Annotated in this window: 16 protein-coding genes, 1 pseudogene and 1 riboswitch; of the genes and pseudogenes, 12 read left to right on the top strand and 5 right to left on the bottom strand. The window is 42.9% G+C overall.

Going from position 1 to position 19,242, the window contains the following annotated elements:
- Positions 1-117 precede the first annotated feature (117 nt).
- Positions 118-696 (bottom strand): DUF3172 domain-containing protein, encoded by a 579-nt coding sequence (locus tag EWV66_RS12075; RefSeq protein ID WP_002733879.1) that lies wholly within the window; start codon positions 694-696, stop codon positions 118-120.
- Positions 697-885: 189 nt separating this feature from the next.
- Positions 886-1,016, top strand: a riboswitch (cyclic di-AMP (ydaO/yuaA leader).
- Positions 1,017-1,248: 232 nt separating this feature from the next.
- Here EWV66_RS12075 and EWV66_RS12070 point away from each other — a divergent pair.
- The 4 genes and pseudogenes from EWV66_RS12070 (at position 1,249) to EWV66_RS12055 (ending at position 6,304) form a co-directional block, all read left to right on the top strand.
- A complete protein-coding gene (locus EWV66_RS12070) occupies positions 1,249-2,586 on the top strand; it encodes an ArsB/NhaD family transporter (RefSeq protein ID WP_052275547.1) in 1,338 nt (445 codons plus the stop codon).
- 106 nt (positions 2,587-2,692) lie between these two features.
- Positions 2,693-3,865 (top strand): glycosyltransferase, encoded by a 1,173-nt coding sequence (locus EWV66_RS12065; protein ID WP_052275546.1) that lies wholly within the window; start codon positions 2,693-2,695, stop codon positions 3,863-3,865.
- 35 nt (positions 3,866-3,900) lie between these two features.
- Positions 3,901-5,916: an ABC transporter ATP-binding protein gene (locus EWV66_RS12060; RefSeq protein WP_287107649.1), complete on the top strand. Its 2,016-nt coding sequence runs from the start codon at positions 3,901-3,903 to the stop codon at positions 5,914-5,916.
- Positions 5,917-6,120: 204 nt separating this feature from the next.
- Positions 6,121-6,304 (top strand): annotated as a pseudogene (locus EWV66_RS12055) (hypothetical protein).
- Between the two features lie 45 nt (positions 6,305-6,349).
- On the opposite strand, the gene crtO reads toward EWV66_RS12055, so the two are convergent.
- Complete coding sequence (gene crtO / locus EWV66_RS12050) at positions 6,350-7,996, bottom strand: beta-carotene ketolase CrtO (RefSeq protein ID WP_072923756.1); 1,647 nt, start codon at positions 7,994-7,996, stop codon at positions 6,350-6,352.
- A gap of 145 nt (positions 7,997-8,141) precedes the next feature.
- On the opposite strand from crtO, the gene EWV66_RS12045 reads away from it, so the two are divergent.
- Positions 8,142-8,465: an STAS domain-containing protein gene (locus EWV66_RS12045; protein WP_052275544.1), complete on the top strand. Its 324-nt coding sequence runs from the start codon at positions 8,142-8,144 to the stop codon at positions 8,463-8,465.
- Here the strand turns inward: EWV66_RS12045 and EWV66_RS12040 are convergent, their stop codons facing one another.
- Positions 8,466-9,602 carry a PP2C family protein-serine/threonine phosphatase gene (locus EWV66_RS12040; RefSeq protein ID WP_052275543.1) on the bottom strand — a complete coding sequence of 379 codons (1,137 nt, stop codon included), beginning with the start codon at positions 9,600-9,602 and terminating at the stop codon, positions 8,466-8,468.
- Between the two features lie 172 nt (positions 9,603-9,774).
- Between EWV66_RS12040 and EWV66_RS12035 the strand changes: the two genes are divergently transcribed.
- The 3 genes from EWV66_RS12035 (at position 9,775) to EWV66_RS12025 (ending at position 11,944) form a co-directional block, all read left to right on the top strand.
- Positions 9,775-10,218 (top strand): ATP-binding protein, encoded by a 444-nt coding sequence (locus EWV66_RS12035; RefSeq protein WP_052275542.1) that lies wholly within the window; start codon positions 9,775-9,777, stop codon positions 10,216-10,218.
- Positions 10,187-11,011, top strand: coding sequence for a sulfurtransferase (locus EWV66_RS12030; RefSeq protein WP_287107651.1), 825 nt, complete (start codon positions 10,187-10,189; stop codon positions 11,009-11,011). Before EWV66_RS12035 ends, EWV66_RS12030 begins: the two co-directional genes overlap by 32 nt.
- A gap of 381 nt (positions 11,012-11,392) precedes the next feature.
- On the top strand, positions 11,393-11,944 hold the full coding sequence (locus tag EWV66_RS12025) for a LabA-like NYN domain-containing protein (RefSeq protein WP_002764933.1): 552 nt from the start codon (positions 11,393-11,395) through the stop codon (positions 11,942-11,944).
- A 111-nt stretch (positions 11,945-12,055) separates the two neighbouring features.
- On the opposite strand, the gene EWV66_RS12020 is transcribed toward EWV66_RS12025, so the two are convergent.
- Positions 12,056-13,231, bottom strand: a complete 1,176-nt coding sequence (locus tag EWV66_RS12020) for an esterase-like activity of phytase family protein (protein ID WP_002756636.1) — start codon at positions 13,229-13,231, stop codon at positions 12,056-12,058.
- 37 nt (positions 13,232-13,268) lie between these two features.
- On the opposite strand from EWV66_RS12020, the gene EWV66_RS12015 reads away from it, so the two are divergent.
- Both EWV66_RS12015 and EWV66_RS12010 read left to right on the top strand, forming a co-directional pair.
- Positions 13,269-14,456, top strand: a complete 1,188-nt coding sequence (locus tag EWV66_RS12015) for a tetratricopeptide repeat protein (protein WP_287107652.1) — start codon at positions 13,269-13,271, stop codon at positions 14,454-14,456.
- A gap of 188 nt (positions 14,457-14,644) precedes the next feature.
- A complete protein-coding gene (locus EWV66_RS12010; RefSeq protein WP_052275538.1) occupies positions 14,645-15,697 on the top strand; it encodes an LOG family protein in 1,053 nt (350 codons plus the stop codon).
- Between the two features lie 3 nt (positions 15,698-15,700).
- Here EWV66_RS12010 and EWV66_RS12005 read toward each other — a convergent pair whose 3' ends face one another.
- Positions 15,701-16,090, bottom strand: a complete 390-nt coding sequence (locus EWV66_RS12005) for a hypothetical protein (protein ID WP_002796539.1) — start codon at positions 16,088-16,090, stop codon at positions 15,701-15,703.
- Positions 16,091-16,250: 160 nt separating this feature from the next.
- Here EWV66_RS12005 and queA point away from each other — a divergent pair, with 160 nt between their 5' ends.
- Together queA and EWV66_RS11995 are read left to right on the top strand one after the other, a co-directional pair.
- Positions 16,251-17,348 (top strand): tRNA preQ1(34) S-adenosylmethionine ribosyltransferase-isomerase QueA, encoded by a 1,098-nt coding sequence (gene queA / locus EWV66_RS12000; protein ID WP_052275537.1) that lies wholly within the window; start codon positions 16,251-16,253, stop codon positions 17,346-17,348.
- Positions 17,349-17,512: 164 nt separating this feature from the next.
- The gene (locus EWV66_RS11995) at positions 17,513-19,222 is read left to right on the top strand and encodes a serine protease (RefSeq protein ID WP_072923749.1); all 1,710 of its coding nucleotides are present in this window, start codon (positions 17,513-17,515) and stop codon (positions 19,220-19,222) included.
- Positions 19,223-19,242: the final 20 nt, after the last annotated feature.

The following is a 19,242-nucleotide window of genomic DNA, read 5'->3' as shown; positions in this document are numbered from 1 at the left end:
TTGGGTTTCATGCTTCAACCCAACCTACGTTCATCTTATATTTAATTCCCCCACCTACTTAGTTAATTAGGAGTCAGTGGTCAGGAGTCAGCAGTCAGGAGAACGATCTTTTCCGGTTTAGAATTTATCTGTATCTGGTCTGGGGCCAACAGCGCCAGCAGGATTAACAAAAAGATTACCCCCAGCTTCATTTTGGAAGATACAATCGATTTTCGGTTTGCCTTCCAAGGGGCCGGTATAACCAAAGGTATTCATCCGGTTTTTACAACTTTGTACCTGCTGTCCATCGACTAATTTTTGTTGTTCTAAAATTGACCAGTTATTGCGTCGCAAAACGCAACCGGGTTGCATGACTGGTTGGGTGACAAAAACATTAAAGGGGTTAAGGGTGACATAAACCCGCAAATCGGTGACAATGGCACTGGCCCCAAATTGCACGCATAATTCCGCATTGGGGGCGCTGCGATCAATTACTTCCCGGGAGGCGACGTTTTCGGGGCTAAAATTGGCAGTAGAACTGAATACCAGACCGAGACCCACTCCTAGTACAAAAATACCACCAATCAGGGCAATCATGGCATAGTTCAATTTTGCCAATAGGCCACCGGGGGACGAAGCGCGGGAGTCATCGCCATAGGAGCGGTCATAATCACGATCACGCGATCGAGGAGGAGTATAACGGGGTCTTCTATTCATAGAAATTTCTTTTCTGGCTGCTATGGCGGTCAGTCGTTAGCTATTAGCTTATCATTGTTCTATCCTAGCAACCCGGGGGATAACCGACAGGATAGGTCTGGTATAGGGCTATATCGTTTTTTTTGGGGTTAGTATGCTATGGTGGATCACTAAACAGAGTAAGTCAGCCTAATCCAAGTTTCTATGCTAGATATTAGCTAGACAAATTCGGAGCGGAGGAACCATATTTGGGGGCGTATTTCTAGATTTTTTAGCCTAGAAAAGGATATCTCTCTATCCTAGCCCGTCAGCTAACTTCGTAGGCGTGGGGGGGAAGACTGAAACATCACTACATTCCTAGCAATGTCTTGATCGGTTCAGTTATGTCACTGGGACTACTTGATAGTCATAACTCAAAGGAGACATTGTTTATGGGGATTTTCATGTTAGATTACCGATCGCAACAATTTTAAGATTTTCCGTAGATAACCATATTTTCTATGAGTTTGCTGTACATTCTTTGGGCAAACTTTTAGTCCTATCGAGAAACCGAAAGTAAAAACAGGATCAAAAATGCTGGAATCTTTACCAATGTGGATTGCTGCGATGACTTTTGTTGCAGTCATTGTGGTTATTATGTTCGAGTGGCTTCATATTACCGTAGCGGCTTTACTGGGGGCTTTAATCTTAGTTTTTACCCATATCATGACTCTCCAGGAAGCGGTGGGTTATATCAGTCGCAGTTATGGCACTCTTGCCCTATTTTTTGGGGTGATGGTATTAGTGAGAGCCTTTGAACCAACGAAAATTTTTGATTATTTAGCAGCACAAATGGTGCTTTTAGCCAAGGGACAGGGCAAATTATTACTAATAGGAATTGTTGCTATTACTACCCCGATCTGTGCGGTATTGCCCAACGCCACCACGGTGATGTTGTTAGCACCTTTAATTCCCCCATTGGCACAGGATATAGGTGTGGATTTTGTGCCGCTCTTAATCCTGATGGTTTTCGTGGCTAACAGTGCGGGATTATTAACTATTGTTGGTGATCCTGCTACTTATATCGTCGGTGATTCTATTAATATAACCTTCATGGAATACCTACAGCGTTTGAGTTTAGGTGGTGCGCTGGCAGTAATTACCATTCTGCTTATGTTACCTTGGTTATTCCCCAAAATCTGGCGGACAAAATTCGAGCATTTAGAAGACTTACCCCATCCGCAAATTAATCATCCGCGCGTCCTAGCTCTGGGGGGAATTATCGTCTTTTTAGTCTTATTTTTATTCGTGGTCGGTGAATCTTTTCCCGTACCTATTGCTCCTGCTGCCGTTGCTCTGATGGGGGCAGCTTTAGCCCTACTTTTAGCCCAGCAATCGAAGATAGATACGGTGCATAATATTCTCCGAGATGTGGACTGGAGTACCCTATTATTTTTCATGTCAATTTTTGTCCTAATTGGCGGCTTAGAAAAAACTGGGGTAGTTAATAGTGTATCGGGATTTCTGGCGATAATTTTAGGCAAAAATATCTTTTTAGGTTCTCTAGTCTTGCTGTTTTTTGTCGGTTTTGTTTCCAGTGTCGTTCCGAATATTCCCCTAGTGGTGGCCATGGTTCCACTACTGAAACAGTACCTTGTTAATGTTAATTTAGTCGGGACGGAGGTTCTTTCTCCCGATTATGCCGGTTCTTTTCCCCCGGAAGTTTTACCGCTTTTCTATGCGATGATGTATGGAGCCACCCTAGGAGGTAATGGTACTTTAGTGGGGGCTTCTTCTAATATTGTCGCCGCCGGCATCGCCGAACAACACGGGGGCAAAATTACTTTTCATACCTTCCTGCGCTACGGTTTACCAGTGATGTTTACTCAGTTAGTCGTCTCGGCTATGTATATGTTAGTTTTCTTTGTCTAGTCTATCTCCGGGGGGATTAATGTTAAGTCCGTTTAAGATTGACAAGAACGTTAACATCGATTAACATTCTCCTATCGTGCTAGATAATCTGGATTGAGCGGCGATCGTGAACAAAAAAATCTCTGTTTTAGCACCAGATTTATCCGGTGGTGGTGGCACAAGAGTCTATTTGATTGCTCAAGTCTTGCAACAGCTAAACTGTCAGGTGACGGTTTATGGTCCGATTTTTGGCCGGGAAATCTATCCCACCCCACCGGGGAATTTACCCCTGGTATCGGTCAAAGGCAATAATTATCCCCAGTTTTTTGGCCAGATCAAAACTTTACTCGATCGCCTCTCCGGAGAGATTATCTACGCGGTTAAACCCCGTCCCACCAGTTTCGGCATCGGTTTACTGAAACGTTTTTTTTCCCCACGTCCCCTAATTCTCGATATTGACGATTGGGAAATGAGTTGGTTTGGTGGCGATCGATGGTCCTATCGTCCTTATCCTCGACAATTAGCTAGGGATATCCTCAAAAAAAATGGTGCGCTTAGGGACCCGAATCACCCTCTCTATCTGCATTGGATGGAAAATTTAATTAACCGCGCTGATGCGGTGACGGTTAATAATCAATTTTTGCAAAAGCGCTATGGGGGGATTTATTTACCGAATGGCAAGGATACGCAACTTTTCGATCCCAATCTCTACGATCCTGTCGCTTGTCGTCAAAAATACGGTTTATCCGCGTATAAAGTCTTAATGTTCCCGGGTACAGCTAGACCCCACAAAGGTTTAGAAGATGTCTTAATCGCTTTAGATAAAATTGCTGATCCTGATTTTAAATTGGTGGTGGTCGGTGGTCGCCAAATCGGGGATGGTTATCTGGATAGCTTGCTAGAAAAAGGTCAACCTTGGTTAATTCATTTACCTGCTCAACCGCTCGATCGAATGCCGGAAGTTGTGGCCGCTGCTCATGCTATTATCGTTCCCCAGAGGGATGAAGCCACGGCTAACGCCCAATTTCCGATTAAACTCACCGATGGTATGGCGATGGCTAAACCGATTATTTCCACTAAAGTGGCAGATATTCCCGAAATTTTAGCTGATATTGGCTATTTAGTCGAACCTAGATCGCCAGAGCAACTAGCTGTCATAATTAGAGAAGTTTTTAATCATCTCGACTCGGCTAATGCACGAGGACTAAAAGCGAGAGAGCGCTGTATCGCCTCCTACAGTACCACCGCCATGGCGACAACTCTCTCTGGCATAATTACTTCTCTGGAAGGGAAATATTAGTTGACCGTTGACTATTTACTTTATTACTTATAGCGATGAATCCTCAGCAAATTCTGCTTAAATATACGCTTAAACACTGGATATTAGTGGTTTCCAGTATTGTTATCGGCTTTGCCAGTACCATATTTAATGGGGTGGGAGCTATTTTAGTTATCCCCTTACTAATTTCTTTTATTAATCCCGAAAATGATATCTTAAAAAATGCCCCCGAAATTATAAAAAAGCTGCTCTCAGTTTTCGAGTTTTTCTCGGTCGATACTCGTTTTTTCTGGATGTTTGCGGCGATATTATTGATTTTAATTCTCAAGCACATTACCAATTTTGTCAGTAATTTGCTAGGCACTTACTTGTCTTTAATTATGGCAAAAGATATGCGAATTGATTCAGTTATTCTGCTGCTAGAAGTGGATATAGATTATTATGTAAAAAGTAAAATAGGAGATATTTTTAATCGTTTCATGTCGGAGATTAATCGGGCTGTAGCATCAATTAGAAATTACATAAACCTGATTAAGATTATCGCTACAGCTTTCATGTACTTAGCTATTTTATTATCAATTTCTTGGCAATTAACTATTCTTTCAAGTGTTTTGGGTGGCTTTTTAGGTCTGCTTAATCAATACTTTGTCAAGAGATCGAAAAAGTTTGGAGAGATTATCACCGTAACGGCTAAACAGCAAACTAATAAACTGTTGGAACTGTTAACGGGAATTCGTCTAATTAAAGCGGTAGGCAATGAAAGATACGAATTAGAATCTATTGTGGAAGATATCGAAGCCCGGGAGAAAGCGGGTTTAGATGCCCAGACTAATAATGCTGTAATCGCTCCGCTCAATGAGATCGGTGGGGTAATTATTATTGCTTTAATTATCATTGCTGGTCGTTATCTTTTTAATGAACAACTGCAAGCTTTAGCGACAATTTTATTAACCTATCTCTATGTACTTTTCCGGGCCTTGCCGATAGTTAGTCAAATTAACAGTGCTAGGAGTAGTCTATTGGGTGATATTTCCGCAGTAGAGGTGGTAGCGGATTTTCTCATTCGAGAGAATAAACCATTTATGAGCAATGGCTCTATTCCCTATCAAAGATTAGAGACAGGTATTCATTTTGATAACGTCCAATTTTCCTATCCTGGTCATCAAGAATTAGTTCTCAAGGGCATCGATCTGTGGATTCCAAAAGGAAAAATGATCGCTCTTGTTGGTGCTTCGGGGGCGGGAAAATCGACAATTGCTGATTTATTACCACGCTTTTATGATCCTACAGCTGGGAGGATTCTTTTTGACGGTCAAGATTTACGGGATTATGAGATCAAATCTCTGAGAAAAGCCATGGGAATAGTCAGTCAAGACACTTTTCTCTTTAATAATTCTCTCCGTTTTAATATTGCCTACGGATTAAGCGATGTTAGTGATGCAGAAATTGTAGCAGCGACAAAAAGGGCGAATGCCTACGAGTTTATCTGCAAACTGCCGGAAGGACTGGATACGGAAATTGGCGATCGGGGAGTGAGACTTTCGGGGGGACAAAAACAAAGATTAGCGATCGCTCGTGCCTTACTGCGAGAGCCGGATATTCTCATTCTCGATGAAGCCACCAGTGCTTTGGATACAATTTCTGAGCGTTTAGTACAGGAAGCGATCGATGAACTCTGTCGCGAGCGGACTACTCTTGTGATCGCTCACCGTCTTTCCACTGTTCAAAAAGCCTATCAAATTGTGGTGCTAGACAAGGGAAAAGTGGCAGAAATCGGCAATCATGAGGAATTATTAGCTCAAGGTGGTCATTATGCCCGTTTACACGCTCTGCAATTTAGTGATAGCAAAGAGGCCGACTCTAAGAATAGGGAAGATGAGCAAAAAAGAAAAGCTTATTTATCCTACGAAGCGAGAAGCAGTCTTAATAGTCTTTTAGGTTCTTTGCGTCTAGTATCTGAAGATTTAATCGAAGATTCTCAGGAGAAACAGGAAATTTTAGAAGAATCCTGTAGTTCAGCTATGCGACTTCTCCATATTATCGAAGACTACGAGTATTCCTCGACTCGATAGATCTCCTGCAAAAATCAAAAATTGTTGTCATAGTAAATCCAGTTATTAAAAACTGATTATTTATTTCCCCACCCCCCTGCCCCCCTAGGGCTGTTTCATTCTCCATCTTAAAACAAGAAGTCAGAGAGAACGTAGGTTGGGTTGAAGCATGAAACCCAACGCCCGATTATGTTACGCTACCGCTAACCCATCCTACAAATAATTGTGCCTCCCTACTTAGGGTCTGCTGAAAAAGTTTTTCGTGGGGGCAGGGTGTGGGGTGTGGGGTGTGGGGTGTAGGGTTTTACCCATTTTCAGACGGTCAATTACCTAATTTTCAGGGAAAAAGTCCCGGAATTTTCGCCCCGCTCACTCTCGGCTGGCACTTTTTGAGATCAAAAAAGTCTAAAAGTCTTATCCAACAAGGTTTTTAGATTTATTCAGCCAACCCTACTTAGTTGAATAATCGTTGCAGAAAAGTGCTTCGATCCCGCAGGAAAACCTGAGCGCAATTGCGCCCCGGCATTCCCGAAATTGAGCCGCCGGGGTGAGTGCCTGCCCCAGTTAAATAAAGGTTTTTAATTGGGGTTTTGTAGTTAGCTATTTCTGGCAAAGGACGCAGGAAAATCATCTGATCTAAGGTCATATCAAGATGATAGTAATTACCTTTATAGGAACCCAAACGATTAGCCAATTCTGCCGGACTTTCCACCCGACGGGCAATAATGGCGGATTTGAGATTCGGGGCATAATCGGCCAGTTTATCAAGAACTCGATCGGCCACGCGATTTTTTAATTCTTCCGTCCATCCCGTGCCGTTTAATCCTGTTCCCTCGGCCCCAGCAATCTGATAGGGGGCAAAAAATTCGATCCAGAGGGTATGCTTGCCCTGGGGAGCCATGGAGGGATCGAGAATAGTGGGGACATCTAGGTACATCGAGGGATTTTCGTCGGGAATCTGCCCCAAAATCGTTAAAGCGTGGGCCTGTTCAACGTGACGCACGGAATCGGCGATGAGAATCGTTCCCTGTAAATACTCCTCTTTGTGATCGTAAGCCTCGAACCTTGGTGCTTCGGCGAGGGCGCAATCAATTTTAAGAATTGTTTCATTGTTATTGACAATTCGCCGTTCTACCCTTTCTCGCAATTCTGGATCGGCGGCATCCACATCGGCGGGGGCGACTAACTGTAAAAAAACTCGTCTAGCGTCAATATTAGAGATAACACCCGCTTTTGCCAGATATTCCTGTCCAGAGTCCACCCTAACCCCGATCGCTTGTCCTTCCTCGATTAGAATCTGTTTAACTTTCTGCTCGGTTAAAATCACCCCACCGAGACTAACAACACATTTCACCAGAGCCTCGGTTAGTGCGCCTGTACCACCACGAGGGCGAGCCACCCCGGGGGAATGACGCATTGCCATCATCATCATCCCGGAGGTAATGCCTTTTTGGGAGGGAGGAGCGCCAATTTCCGCCGCTAGACGAGCCAGGGGTGCTTTGACAAATTCGCTCTCAAACCATTCATTGAGGACATCTTCGGGGGAAGTAATCATCGTGCGGATGAAGTCGAGCAGTTTCTTTTTCGAGCCGATCGCTTTCCAGACACTAGCTAAGGCACTAGAGTTATAATTGCGGGCGATTCTGAGCAAATCTTGGGGCGGAGCGTTAAACCAAGGCCCAATCGCATTCATCAACTGTCCCCAATAGTCGATAAACTGAAGGTAGCGATCGGCATCTCGCGGACAAAACTGGGCAATTGCGGCGTGAGTTTTTTCCAGAGAGCGATAGGAAAGAAAATATTGGCCAGAGGGATGGGGACAGAAAACGGTAGGATCGAAGAATAAATACTCTAATCCGTGGCGTTTTAGCTCCAATTCCTCAATTACCGGTCCCAAAAAAATAAATTCGTGATCGATCGCACAGAGATTAAACTTAAAATCGGGGGCTAGATCTGGGATAACCGCTTCTGTGGTAGCCGCTCCTCCTGGTACGCTACGCTGTTCGAGAAGGAGGACACGATAACCGGCTTTGAGGAGATAGGCGGCACAAACTAAACCATTATGCCCCGCACCGATGAGGATGACATCGTAACTTTCCATACAGTTTCAAAAATTCCTATTTTTAATTTTGCGCTTTTCTTGACCCTAATATGTTAAAAATAGTTAAAGATTGGCTGCTATCAGCAGATTTCAGCGAGCAGTTATCAGTGAGCAGGTAGAAAACATTTAATTTTTCCTTTTTTTTATGAGTTCTTCCATCAAAGTTATTCAACCATCGGGTATTTTAGATGGCAACCAAGCCAGCGAATTTCGCCAAGAAATTGCCGAAGCCGTGCAGGGAGGTTCCGAGGTTATTATCGTTGATTTCAAGAATGTCACCTTTATGGATAGTTCTGGTTTAGGGGCGCTAGTTTTATCCTTAAAAACCGTGCGTTCTGCGGGGGGTAAACTATTGATCTGCTCGATTAATGAGCAGATAAAAATGTTGTTTGAATTGACCGATATGGATCGAGTTTTTGAAATTTTTAATAACCGAGAAGAATTAGAACAAAAAATCCTCGGAAGTTAATTAACGAAAATCCACCTGCATGATCGAAAGATCATCCCTAAAATTACCATCAAATTGTAAAGCTTGAATTTTTTCAATAAAATTATCAAGATTTTTAGCAGAATTACAGTGATAATTTCGTAAAGATTGAATAAAGTTTTCTAGTCCCCACATCCTACCATCAGCACAATCGATCTCGTAAATTCCATCGCTAAAAAGATAAAGGCTACTGGAGAAATTCAGGGATTGAACCTGATTGATATATTCTGCTTCCGGAAACATTCCGATGGGAAAACCGGGGGCTTTCAGTCTGGTTTCAATCATCTGTCCAAAAGGTTTTTGAGTCAGGAGAACTGCCGGGGGATGACCGGCACTGGCATAGGTTAACTGTTGTTGTTTCTGATCATAAATTCCGTACCAGATAGTAAAATATTTATCATTCTTAGGACTGATTTGATAAACTTGATTTAACCCATGTAAAACCTGATTAGGTTGATAGTAATTCACCTGAGTTAAACCACGGGAACGGAGTAAATTAATCACCGAAAGGGAAGGTAAAGCCGCTCGCAAACCATGGCCAGCCACATCTAAAAGATATAACATCAAATGGTCATTATCTAACCAATAATAATCAAATCCATCCCCCCCCAATCGACGAGAAGGAAGGAAGCGAAAATCGATAGCAAGTTTTGGAGAAATAAAAGATTCTGGTAACAGCGATCGCACATAGTCCGCCGCCTCCGCTAACTCCATTTCTAGTAATTGTTTTTGTGCTTGCAGATCATGACTTAATTGATGCAAACGAATTCCCGCTCGCACACGCGCTTTTAACTCATTAATTTCGATCGGTTTACACAAAAAATCATCGGCCCCCGCATCCAATCCCTTGACCCGATCCTCCACCGATCCCAAAGAAGTTAAGAGGATAAAAAAAGTCGTTGACAGTTGGGGATTAAGCTTAATTTGCCGGCAAACTTCCAACCCATCGATCCCCGGCATCATCCAATCACAAATAATCATCGCTGGTTTTAGTTGCCCCGCTTGCTTTAATCCTTCTTCCCCATCACTGGCAATAAAAACCTCGTATTCCTTCCGCAAAGCGCGGCTCAAAAACGTTTGAATTACTCCATCATCATCAATTACTAGAATTCGTACCATCTTTTTTGTGACTTGACTATCTCAATCTTACTGCCTACCCCCGACTCCCTGACAGATGACTTTGCTTGTCCCTCAACCAGGGATTAAATCCAGAATCGAGCTAACACATCAGTCATAGTTTGGGAAAAATGGTATAACTTCTAGCGTAAGGCATTGGAGAGGTAAGCCGGGGGTGAAGATTTCTTTTCAGGTAGATAGCGATCTCAAGTCCTTAGATACCGTTTTAAAATATTTTGAGCAACTTGAACCAGCGGGCATTCCCCAAAAAGACTGGCTCCAGTGTCAGCTTGCTCTTGCCGAAGGTTTTACCAATGCAGTCCGTCACGCTCACCGACACCTACCTCCCGAAATCCCGATCGAGATCGAGATCGAGATTGCCCCCCACCAGATGGAACTTCGCATCTGGGATCGGGGTTCCGCCTTCGATTTAGAGAGCTTTATCGAGAAAAATGCCCATCGTGACTATAGTTTCTCCGCTCATGGGCAAGGACTGCCGATCCTCGAAAAAATCGCCGATCAACTCAGTTATACTCGCAGCGAAGATCAGCGCAACTGTCTATTAATTATTAAACAATTTTCCCGCCATGAATCCGATCGCACCCCTAGTTTCTCCTAGTTGGTTAGTGACTAATCTCGATCGCCCCGATCTGATGGTTATTGACTGTCGTTTTCAGTTAAACGATCCCGATCTCGGTTATCAAGAGTATTTAGCCAATCATATTGAAAATGCCTTCTATTTACACCTCGATCGCGATTTATCGGCTCCCGTTGCCCCTCATGGCGGCCGTCATCCTTTACCGAATCCGCAGACGATAGCCGCTAAATTAAGCTCTTTAGGGGTGATTTCTGGTCAAACCCATGTCATCGCCTACGATTCCTCCCGTTTTGCCTTTGCCAGTCGTCTCTGGTGGTTATTACGTTATCTGGGCCATGAACGAGTCAGCATTCTCGATGGTGGTTGGCAAAATTGGTTAAATGCCGGTTATCCCGTCTCTAATCAGATACCTGTGCCGAAAACCGGCGCTTTTCTCCCCCAAGTTCAACAGGATTGGGTAGTCACGATCGAGCAGGTAAAAAGGCAAAAAGAGCAAGGGGGAGTGGTGTTAATTGATGCCAGGGAAAGCGATCGCTATCGGGGCGAAAGGGAACCGATCGATCCGATCGCCGGCCACATCGAGGGGGCGCTTAATTATCCCTGGTTAGAAGTCACCGATAGTCAGGGTTTTTCTCAACCCCTGGCCCTGCAAAAACAACGTTGGCAAGAGCGGCAAGGCGATCAAGAAATTATCCTCTACTGTGGTTCGGGAGTGACAGCCTGTGTTAATATCTTTTCCCTGACCCTAGCCGGATACGAGAATGTTAAGCTATATTCTGGAGGTTGGAGTGATTGGTGTTCCTACCTGATCTAACCAGCCCTATTGATACCCATCTATCGAGAAAGATTATCAAAATGACCTGATTACTGTACAATCCCTCTATTATCACTTTTAATTATTCCCAAACTATTATCTAGTTTGTCTCCTAAGTGGGTGGGTGGAATTAAATATAAGATGAACGTAGGTTGGGTTGAAGCATGAAACCCAACGCCCGCATGGGTTACGCTACCGCTAACCCATCCTACAAATAATTGTGTCTCCCTACTTAGACAAAAAAGCTAATTTTTATTTTAGTTGCTATCCTTTTGCTCTCAAATCACCGCTATTCCTCAAAGAATAGTCGTTTTCCCCCGTAAAATTACTCAAAGGTAATTTTATAGTTAAACTCTATAAAAAATTAGGTATGTATTTTGTATGACAGAAGCCGGTCTTTGTCATTGTAATGGTGGCGGTCGTCCGAAAGATCGCCTTTCGATTTTTGTGGATGGCAATAATATGTTTTATGCTCAACAAAAAAATGGTTGGTTTTTTGACCCGCGCAAGGTGTTAAATTACTTCACCAACGACCCGAATATTATGTTAATTAATGCCTTTTGGTACACGGGTTTAAAAGATTCCCAAGATCAAAGAGGTTTTCGCGATGCTTTAATTAGTTTGGGTTATACGGTGAGAACGAAAATTTTGAAAGAATATTATGATGATAGTTCCGGTCGTTTTTCTCAGAAGGCTAATTTAGATATCGAAATTGTCGTCGATATGTTTAATACCGTCGATCAATATGATCGAGTGATTTTATTTAGCGGTGATGGAGATTTTGAACGAGCGATCGAACTATTGCGCTCTAAAAATACTCATATTACCGTAGTTTCTACGGAAGGGATGATCGCTAGGGAATTACGCAACGCCACCGATCGCTATATTGACCTGAATGATATTCGCAAAGATATCGAAAAAAGTGATTATTAACCGGCCGTTTTGTCTTTAAACCGGCTATTTATCCCATTTTTCTTTATTGGTAGTCCTCACCCCAATCCTTCTCCCAGAAGGGGATAGGTGAGGCAGTTAACCATCTCTTGTTTATTTTTCCTTGAGTCGAAATAGTAAAAACTGATTGACCTGATTCGGATTAAAATTATCATCACTGACTAAAATCAAAGAGCGACTGCCATCAGCTAATCTTGGACCGAGGGTCATTCCTTCCAAATTATCTAAATCAATCCCTAAAGTCCCTAAATCTAGTAATAATTTTTTCCGCAAGGGTTGCACCTGTAAAGCTTCTAATTCTCCCGGTATCCGAGCAATTTTCGAGGTATCGGTGGCACTCCCATTAACTACCTGAAATAGTTTCGCTCCAAAACCTTCTAAACCAAAAGTTCGCTCTAAACTGAGAAAATAACCCTCTTTTTCTAAAGCTAATAATTCCGTTAAACCGTAGTATCTCGCACCACTGGGTGGCTCATCTAACACATACAATTGTTCTGATACTAACACAGGCGCACCAATCGGATCAATAACATAATGAAGAAGTCGCACTCTGAGATTTTCTGCTCTTTTTCCCGTGGGACTATCTTGAATTAACGCGCTTTCTGTGGCAGTAAACAAACGAAAAGGATCGTCTTTGAGAGTGCTGGTAATCCCTAAAGTTAAGGATTCAAACCCTAAATTATCCTGTATTCCTTTTTGATTGGTATCATCTGGTAAAAAGCGATTAGGAATTAACAAAGACTCCTTTAATTGTCCCTGCAAATCAAATTCAGCAATAAAAGGAGCAATTCCCTGTTTAACCGCACCTTCACTGGAAATAAACAAAGTTTGTCGGGGCGAAAAAGCGATACCTTCCGGGTCGATCGATCCCTTTTTAAACGTTTCTCCCTTGCCATCTTTTAGCAACGTGACTGCCTCTAAATTCACTTTTTCGATTTTTTCACCATTTATCTGCAAACTAGCCCGATAAAAGCGGGCCGGAGCTTTCTGAGAACGATCATCACTGAGGAGATAAAAGCGGTTATTGGCACGATCGTATGTAATTGCCGATAATCCCCCCACCCTTGTCCCTTGATAATCCGCTTGTGGCAATTGATATTCTCCCAAAAACTCGACCGAGAGGGGTAGAAACATTCGTTGTTCTGCTAAAACTTGCGGGGAGACACCACAGGCCCCCAGACTAAAGGTTACAATCAAACTAGCAATTAAACCCAAAATTGGGAAACGCAAATTTTCGGCAGTCAGTCTCTTATAGAATCGATCGATCACAAAATATCATCCTCTACTACGCTCTTATCAATCTATTATGCTACGTTTTTCTCTCGGTTTATGGCTCTGTTTGATCGGTACTTCCCTTCCTCTCCTAGCACAAACAGAAACCCCTGCACCCAATCCCCTCGAAACTCCCCTAAAAAGTCCTTTATTACCCGCAATCGATCGCCCTTTAACTCCCTTGGAGCGTCGTCAACTGTTATTATACATCGATCAACGCGATGCTGAAGCTCAGGCTAAATACGATGCGGGATTAAATGAGGAAGCTTTTCCCATCTGGTATGAAGTGATTAAATTAAATCGTTATTTAGGAGCAAAAGAAGAAGTCAAATCTTTGGGAAAAGTGGGTTTAGCAGCTTGGAATCGAGATCGAACCGAGGATGTTAAATTAATTACTGCTCGTTTAAAAACTGTGCAACAAACCGCAGAAACTAACCAGACAATGGACGGGGAATTATTAGCATTACTAGGTACATCCTATCAACAGGTACGAGCTTTTAATGAGGCGATAATCATCTATGATAAAATCCTAGCTAATGCCAGAAAATCTGGTGATAATGTGGCAGTAGAAGCCACTTTAAATAAACTTGGTCAAATTCATTTATCCCGTTTTGATTATCAAAAAGCAGCTCCAGTATATGAGGAATTATTAACTATTTCTAAGGTGCAGAATAATTCTTTAACTCAAGGAATTTATTTGCAAAGACTAGCAGAAATTTATCGAGAATCTTTGCAACCAGCTAACGCAGTAAAAATTAAAGAAGAAATAGCTGAAAACCAAATCAGAAATCAGCAAATACAGTTAATTCCCGATCTAAAAATTCAAATTGGTTTAGATTATCAAGCTTTAAAAGATGCAAATAAAGCCAGCCAAAACTTTCAAGAAGCCTATTCTCTCGCTTTTGCTTTACAACAGTACGGCACCGCAGGAGAAGCTTTAAATAAGTTAGCAGAACTTTATAAAAGTTATCAACAGGTAGATTATGCTTTACAAATCTATCAAGAATTAATTAAAGTCCATGAATTGGGTTATAATTACTACGGTTTAATGAATACCTACGATCAAATCGGTCAAATTTATCTAGAGAGAAAAAATTATCCCCAAGCTTTGCTCGCTTTCCAAAAAGGTGCGGAATTAGCCCAAGCTATCCGTTATCGTGAACAATATTTTCAAACCCAAATCACCCAAGTTAATCAAGCAATAAATAATCCTGAACAGTGATCTTTAAGTCTTTGAATAGTTAACTAATGGACAGGGAAATGGGGAATGGGGAATGGGGGAATGGGGAAGTGGGGAAGTGGGGAATTTCAACTAAAACCCTAAAACCCCCCGCAACGCGCACGCAGTGACCACCCCAACACCCAACACCCCAAAACTCTAACACCCAAAACCCAACACCCAACACCCAAATGAACAACTCCTATTCTGAATTAACCGAAGACTTGCTGAAATTGCTGCAACATTTACCCCACTTGAAAGATGGTAAATGGATTCAAAGATCTCTGGAAGCAATAGTCAGAATTGCCGGGGAGGAAATCGATCGCCTGGATTGGAAAATTTTAACCTACGCGATCGAAGATCTAGAAAAGGGATTTCAGGTATTTTACCCCTACCGTCACATTCGTAAACTGACCATTTTTGGCTCGGCACGCATCAAACCCGACAGCAGTGAATACCGTCTCGCAGTAGAATTCGCACGTCGTATCAGTCAATACGGTTTTATGGTGTTAACCGGTGCTGGGGGTGGCATCATGCAAGCGGGGAATGAAGGCGCCGGCCGGGAAAATTCCTTCGGATTAAATATTCAGCTACCCTTTGAACAGGGGGCTAATCCCTATATCATAAATGATGCCAAATTAATCGATTTTAAATATTTCTTTACCAGAAAACTATTTTTTCTGCGGGAAAGTGACGCAGTAGCTTTATTCCCCGGTGGTTTCGGCACCCAAGATGAAGCCTTTGAGACGCTTACCCTCTGTCAAACGGGTAAATACGGACCTGCACCCCTAGTATTAATTGATGAGCCTGATGGGGATTACTGGCAAACTTGGCAAGCACAAATTAGTGAAAATCTGCAAAAAAGAGGACTGATATCCGCCGAAGATCGGAATTTTTATACTATTACCAACGATCTAGACCACGCTTGTCAAACAATTCGCCACTTCTATCGGGTGTATCACTCCAGCCGTTTTGTGGGAGAATCCTTTGTTATTCGTCTTAATCACGAACTAAGCGGGGAACAGATCGAACAAATTAACCAAAACTTCGGCGATATCGTAGTTAAGGGCAAAATCGCACCTAGTCAAATTCTAGAACGAGAGAATCGGGATTCCAGCCACCATTTACCCCGTCTAGTTTTTTACTTTAACGGCAAGAGTTACGGACGCTTGTATCAATTAATAGATCACATCAACGATTTAAGTCCTGTAGTTGCCCTTGAAGAGCATCCCGAGAAAAAATAAACCCTAGGCTAGAGTTTCCGGACAGTATCCTAAACCCTTAGTAAATTGTTGCCGAAAAGCCTCTATATCTTGCTGATCCGGGGTACCGTGGGACACGATCGCCACTTGGTAACGACGCATGACATCAATGGGGGATTGTCCCGTTTCCAAACTCCAAAAAACCATCTGGAGACGCATTTCTGGTTGATAGGTAATCCCTAACTCATTCATGTAGGCGCGAAAATCCCCGTGTTGGCAAGGAGTCAGCATTTGATTAAACTTGACCTTGACCACCCAACCGTTAATCTGATGAATAACCGTCATCACGGAGGAGGGTAGATGAGTCATCGATCGCAGGTATTCGGTGACTCGTAGCGTTAAACTAGCGTTAGCAAGAAAATAGAGATAGTCCATAGTGGCCGCTGGGATGTTGGCTAACAGTCACGATTAGTGTTATATCTCTAGTCTGACGATAAACCGTTCCAGATACCAAGGGGAGAAATCCCCGATTTAGTGAAGTTCGCCTGGGTAGAATTACCCAACTTTTGCGAAGATCTTTATGATGATAACGACGATGATCCCTGACCAATCACTCTCCAGCTACGATTATCACCTTCCTCCGGAGTTAATTGCCCAAAATCCCGCAGAACCCCGAGACAGTTCCCGTCTTTTGGTGGTAGATTCTCCTAATAGTTATAATTTAGCTATTTTTCGGGATTTACCCACTTGGTTAGAGCCGGGGGATTTGTTGGTTCTCAACGATACTCGCGTGATTCCGGCCCGTTTATTTGGACGTAAAACCACCGGCGCACCCATAGAAATATTACTATTGGAAGAACAGGATGACCATCGTTGGTTATCCCTAGTGAAACCGGGAAAACGCTTTAAAGTCGGTTCAGAAGTCCTTTTTTATCCGAAAACAGGGCGAACGGAAGACCAAGCAAAATTATGGTTAGCGAAAGTAATCGATCGAGATCTGAACACCAGTGGTCGTCTGCTGGAATTTCAACGTCATCCCGGACGCAGTTTTTGGGATATGTTGGAGGAGTACGGTCATATTCCTTTCCCCCCCTACGTCACCGAATCAGAGGCGGAAGAAGACCGTTATCAAACAGTTTACGCTGATAAACAGGGTTCTGTGGCCGCTCCCACGGCCGGATTACATTTTACTCCCGAATTATTCCATAAGCTCGCCCAGAAGGGTATAGATACCGCCTATATCACCCTTCATGTGGGAGTGGGAACCTTTCGTCCCGTGGAAGTGGAAAATATTACAGAACACCTAATGCACCGGGAATTTTTAGAAATTTCCGCCGAAACTGCCGAAAAAATTGCCCAAACAAAGGCTAGAGGTGGCCGGGTTATCGCCGTAGGAACCACGGTAGCTCGCGCCTTGGAAGGGGCAATTAAAGAAACTAAGAGCGATAAATTAACCGCTTTTCAGGGAAAAACCAATTTATTTGTCTATCCGGGTTATCAATGGCGGGTTATCGACGGCATGATCACTAATTTTCACCTACCCAAGTCCAGTTTGATGATGTTAGTCAGTGCCTTAGTCGGACGGGAAAGACTACTGGCATTGTATCAAGCAGCTATCCAAGAACGTTTCCGTTTCTATTCTTTCGGTGACGCTATGTTAATCCTACCCAGCGCTTGCAGCAGTAATCAGTAAGTAGTTGGACAAAATTACATCCACACCCTAGAAAGAAGGAGGAGCAGAACTGCGGAAAGGGCAACAGGAAAAAGGTAAAAATATGTGTAAGCGGCCCGCGCATCTAAATTGGTCTAGGTCGATTATCGAACCATCTCTAGCCTGTTGTCTATCCTAACCAAGAAATGAAAAGAAAAGATATTAAAATTGGTCGCCGCTATTCTAGCAAACCCCTGCAAATATTTTTAATTATTGCCTTCACCGTCGCCGCTCCCTTTGCTATTTTTTATCTTATTGCCTTGGCCTATCTCTGGCAAGGTGATCGACTTTTGGCCGCGGGGGAGAAGGAATCGGCTCTGTCTGCTTACCGAACAGTTTTATCTTTTCACGAAAATTCAGTCCAAGCCCATATAAAAATCGCTCAGGTCTTGCAAAGTCAAAAACGCTATTCTGAAGCCTTACAAGCATATAATCGTGGCTTTATCGTTAATAATAAACCACCGATGGAACCCTCCCAAAGTAATTATTTAGTGGCTTTGGGGGATATCTTCGCGCAGGAGGAAAAATGGTCAGAGGCGATCGATGCTTACCAAAAAGCAATTATCATTAAACCAACTTTTAAAGGGCAATTTCAGCTAGGAAAAGCCCTCTATAGTTCACAACGTTGGGATGAGGCGGCGAAAGCTCTGCAAGCAGCGGTTTTTCTCGATCCTACTCAGGGAAAAGCCTATTTTTATCTGGGAAAGGCCTACAGTGAACAGCAACTCTGGCCAGAGGCCAGTTATGCCTATCAGCAAGCTCTAGAATTGATACCTGATCAGGGTGAAACCTACAAAAAATTAGGAGAAACCCTAGCAAAACAGGTAAAATGGGAGGAAGCAGAGCAAATATATCGACAGGCTTTAATTTACGCTCCTAAAGATGGGGATATTTATAATTATTTAGGTAAAGCTTTAGCGGAACAGGGAAAACTAGGGGAAGCCATGGCAGTTTTTCAACAGGCGCGCCAAATTAGTCCCAAGAATGCTAATATTTACGAAAATCTCTGTTATATCTATATCAACAACGGTCAGATCGATGAGGGTCTAAATTGGTGTCGGCAGGCCGTAGAAATTGATCCCAATTTATCAGAAGTTAGATTTATTTTAGAGGAAATCCAACGGGGGCGATTGATTCACGACCATCCCGAATTATTAAAAATGCCAGAGATAATTCCCAGTGTTAAGAGTGATCCTCTGGTGAATTTAAAACGCTCAATTGTTAAAATTGTCATTCGCGGTAAAAATAAAAATGGCATCGGCACTGGTTGGTTATTAAAACGAGATCAAGACACAGCTTGGATCGTGACTAACCGCCATGTGGTCACGAATTCCCGTCAAGAAATCGATGCAAAGTCCCGCATTTTTGTGGAGTATTATAGCCAACCACCCCAGGGACAAATTCGCAAGCGTTCAAAAGCTAAAATTCTCCACACTACCCCCCCTAACGACTGGCTCGATTTAGCAGTATTAGAGGTAAAAAATCCCCCCCCAGATTTAAAACCTTTAGCTTTAGCACCCCTACCAATTGCCGCTAATCAACCAGTAATCTCGATCGGTAATCCTTTTAATCAAAAAGATTGGACTGTCAGCAAAGGCACTGTTAATGATAATAACGAAAAATCCTTAAGTTTATCCATGTTTGTCGTTTCTGGACAGTCGGGAAGTCCAGTTTTAAACGATAAAAATCAAGTGGTGGGAGTGATTTCCCAAGCGAGTTTATTTTGTGATAATACCTCCACTCCTAAACCCCTAGAAAATGCCGTTAGATTGGGCTGCGGTTTCGCAATTCCCATTGACAGAGTGCGAGAAAGGTTAAGAGAGTGGGGAACTTTTTCAGTAATCAGTAATCAGTAATCAGTAATCAGTGGATAGTG

The sequence above is a fragment of the Microcystis sp. M_OC_Ca_00000000_C217Col genome (genome assembly GCF_007095585.1).
In the GTDB taxonomy this organism is placed as follows: domain Bacteria; phylum Cyanobacteriota; class Cyanobacteriia; order Cyanobacteriales; family Microcystaceae; genus Microcystis; species Microcystis panniformis.
Note: the sequence above shows the minus strand (reverse complement) of the source record. Positions and strands in the feature narration are given on the sequence as shown.

Excerpts from the sequence above, each read along its gene's own strand:
- EWV66_RS12075 (WP_002733879.1), bottom strand. The coding sequence starts at position 696 with ATGAATAGAAGACCCCGTTATACTCCTCCTCGATCGCGTGATCGTGAT.
- EWV66_RS12070 (WP_052275547.1), top strand. The coding sequence starts at position 1,249 with ATGCTGGAATCTTTACCAATGTGGATTGCTGCGATGACTTTTGTTGCA.
- EWV66_RS12060 (WP_287107649.1), top strand. The coding sequence starts at position 3,901 with ATGAATCCTCAGCAAATTCTGCTTAAATATACGCTTAAACACTGGATA.
- crtO (WP_072923756.1), bottom strand. The coding sequence starts at position 7,996 with ATGGAAAGTTACGATGTCATCCTCATCGGTGCGGGGCATAATGGTTTA.
- EWV66_RS12045 (WP_052275544.1), top strand. The coding sequence starts at position 8,142 with ATGAGTTCTTCCATCAAAGTTATTCAACCATCGGGTATTTTAGATGGC.
- EWV66_RS12040 (WP_052275543.1), bottom strand. The coding sequence starts at position 9,602 with ATGGTACGAATTCTAGTAATTGATGATGATGGAGTAATTCAAACGTTT.
- EWV66_RS12030 (WP_287107651.1), top strand. The coding sequence starts at position 10,187 with ATGAATCCGATCGCACCCCTAGTTTCTCCTAGTTGGTTAGTGACTAAT.
- EWV66_RS12025 (WP_002764933.1), top strand. The coding sequence starts at position 11,393 with ATGACAGAAGCCGGTCTTTGTCATTGTAATGGTGGCGGTCGTCCGAAA.
- EWV66_RS12015 (WP_287107652.1), top strand. The coding sequence starts at position 13,269 with ATGCTACGTTTTTCTCTCGGTTTATGGCTCTGTTTGATCGGTACTTCC.
- EWV66_RS12010 (WP_052275538.1), top strand. The coding sequence starts at position 14,645 with ATGAACAACTCCTATTCTGAATTAACCGAAGACTTGCTGAAATTGCTG.
- EWV66_RS12005 (WP_002796539.1), bottom strand. The coding sequence starts at position 16,090 with ATGGACTATCTCTATTTTCTTGCTAACGCTAGTTTAACGCTACGAGTC.
- queA (WP_052275537.1), top strand. The coding sequence starts at position 16,251 with ATGATCCCTGACCAATCACTCTCCAGCTACGATTATCACCTTCCTCCG.
- EWV66_RS11995 (WP_072923749.1), top strand. The coding sequence starts at position 17,513 with ATGAAAAGAAAAGATATTAAAATTGGTCGCCGCTATTCTAGCAAACCC.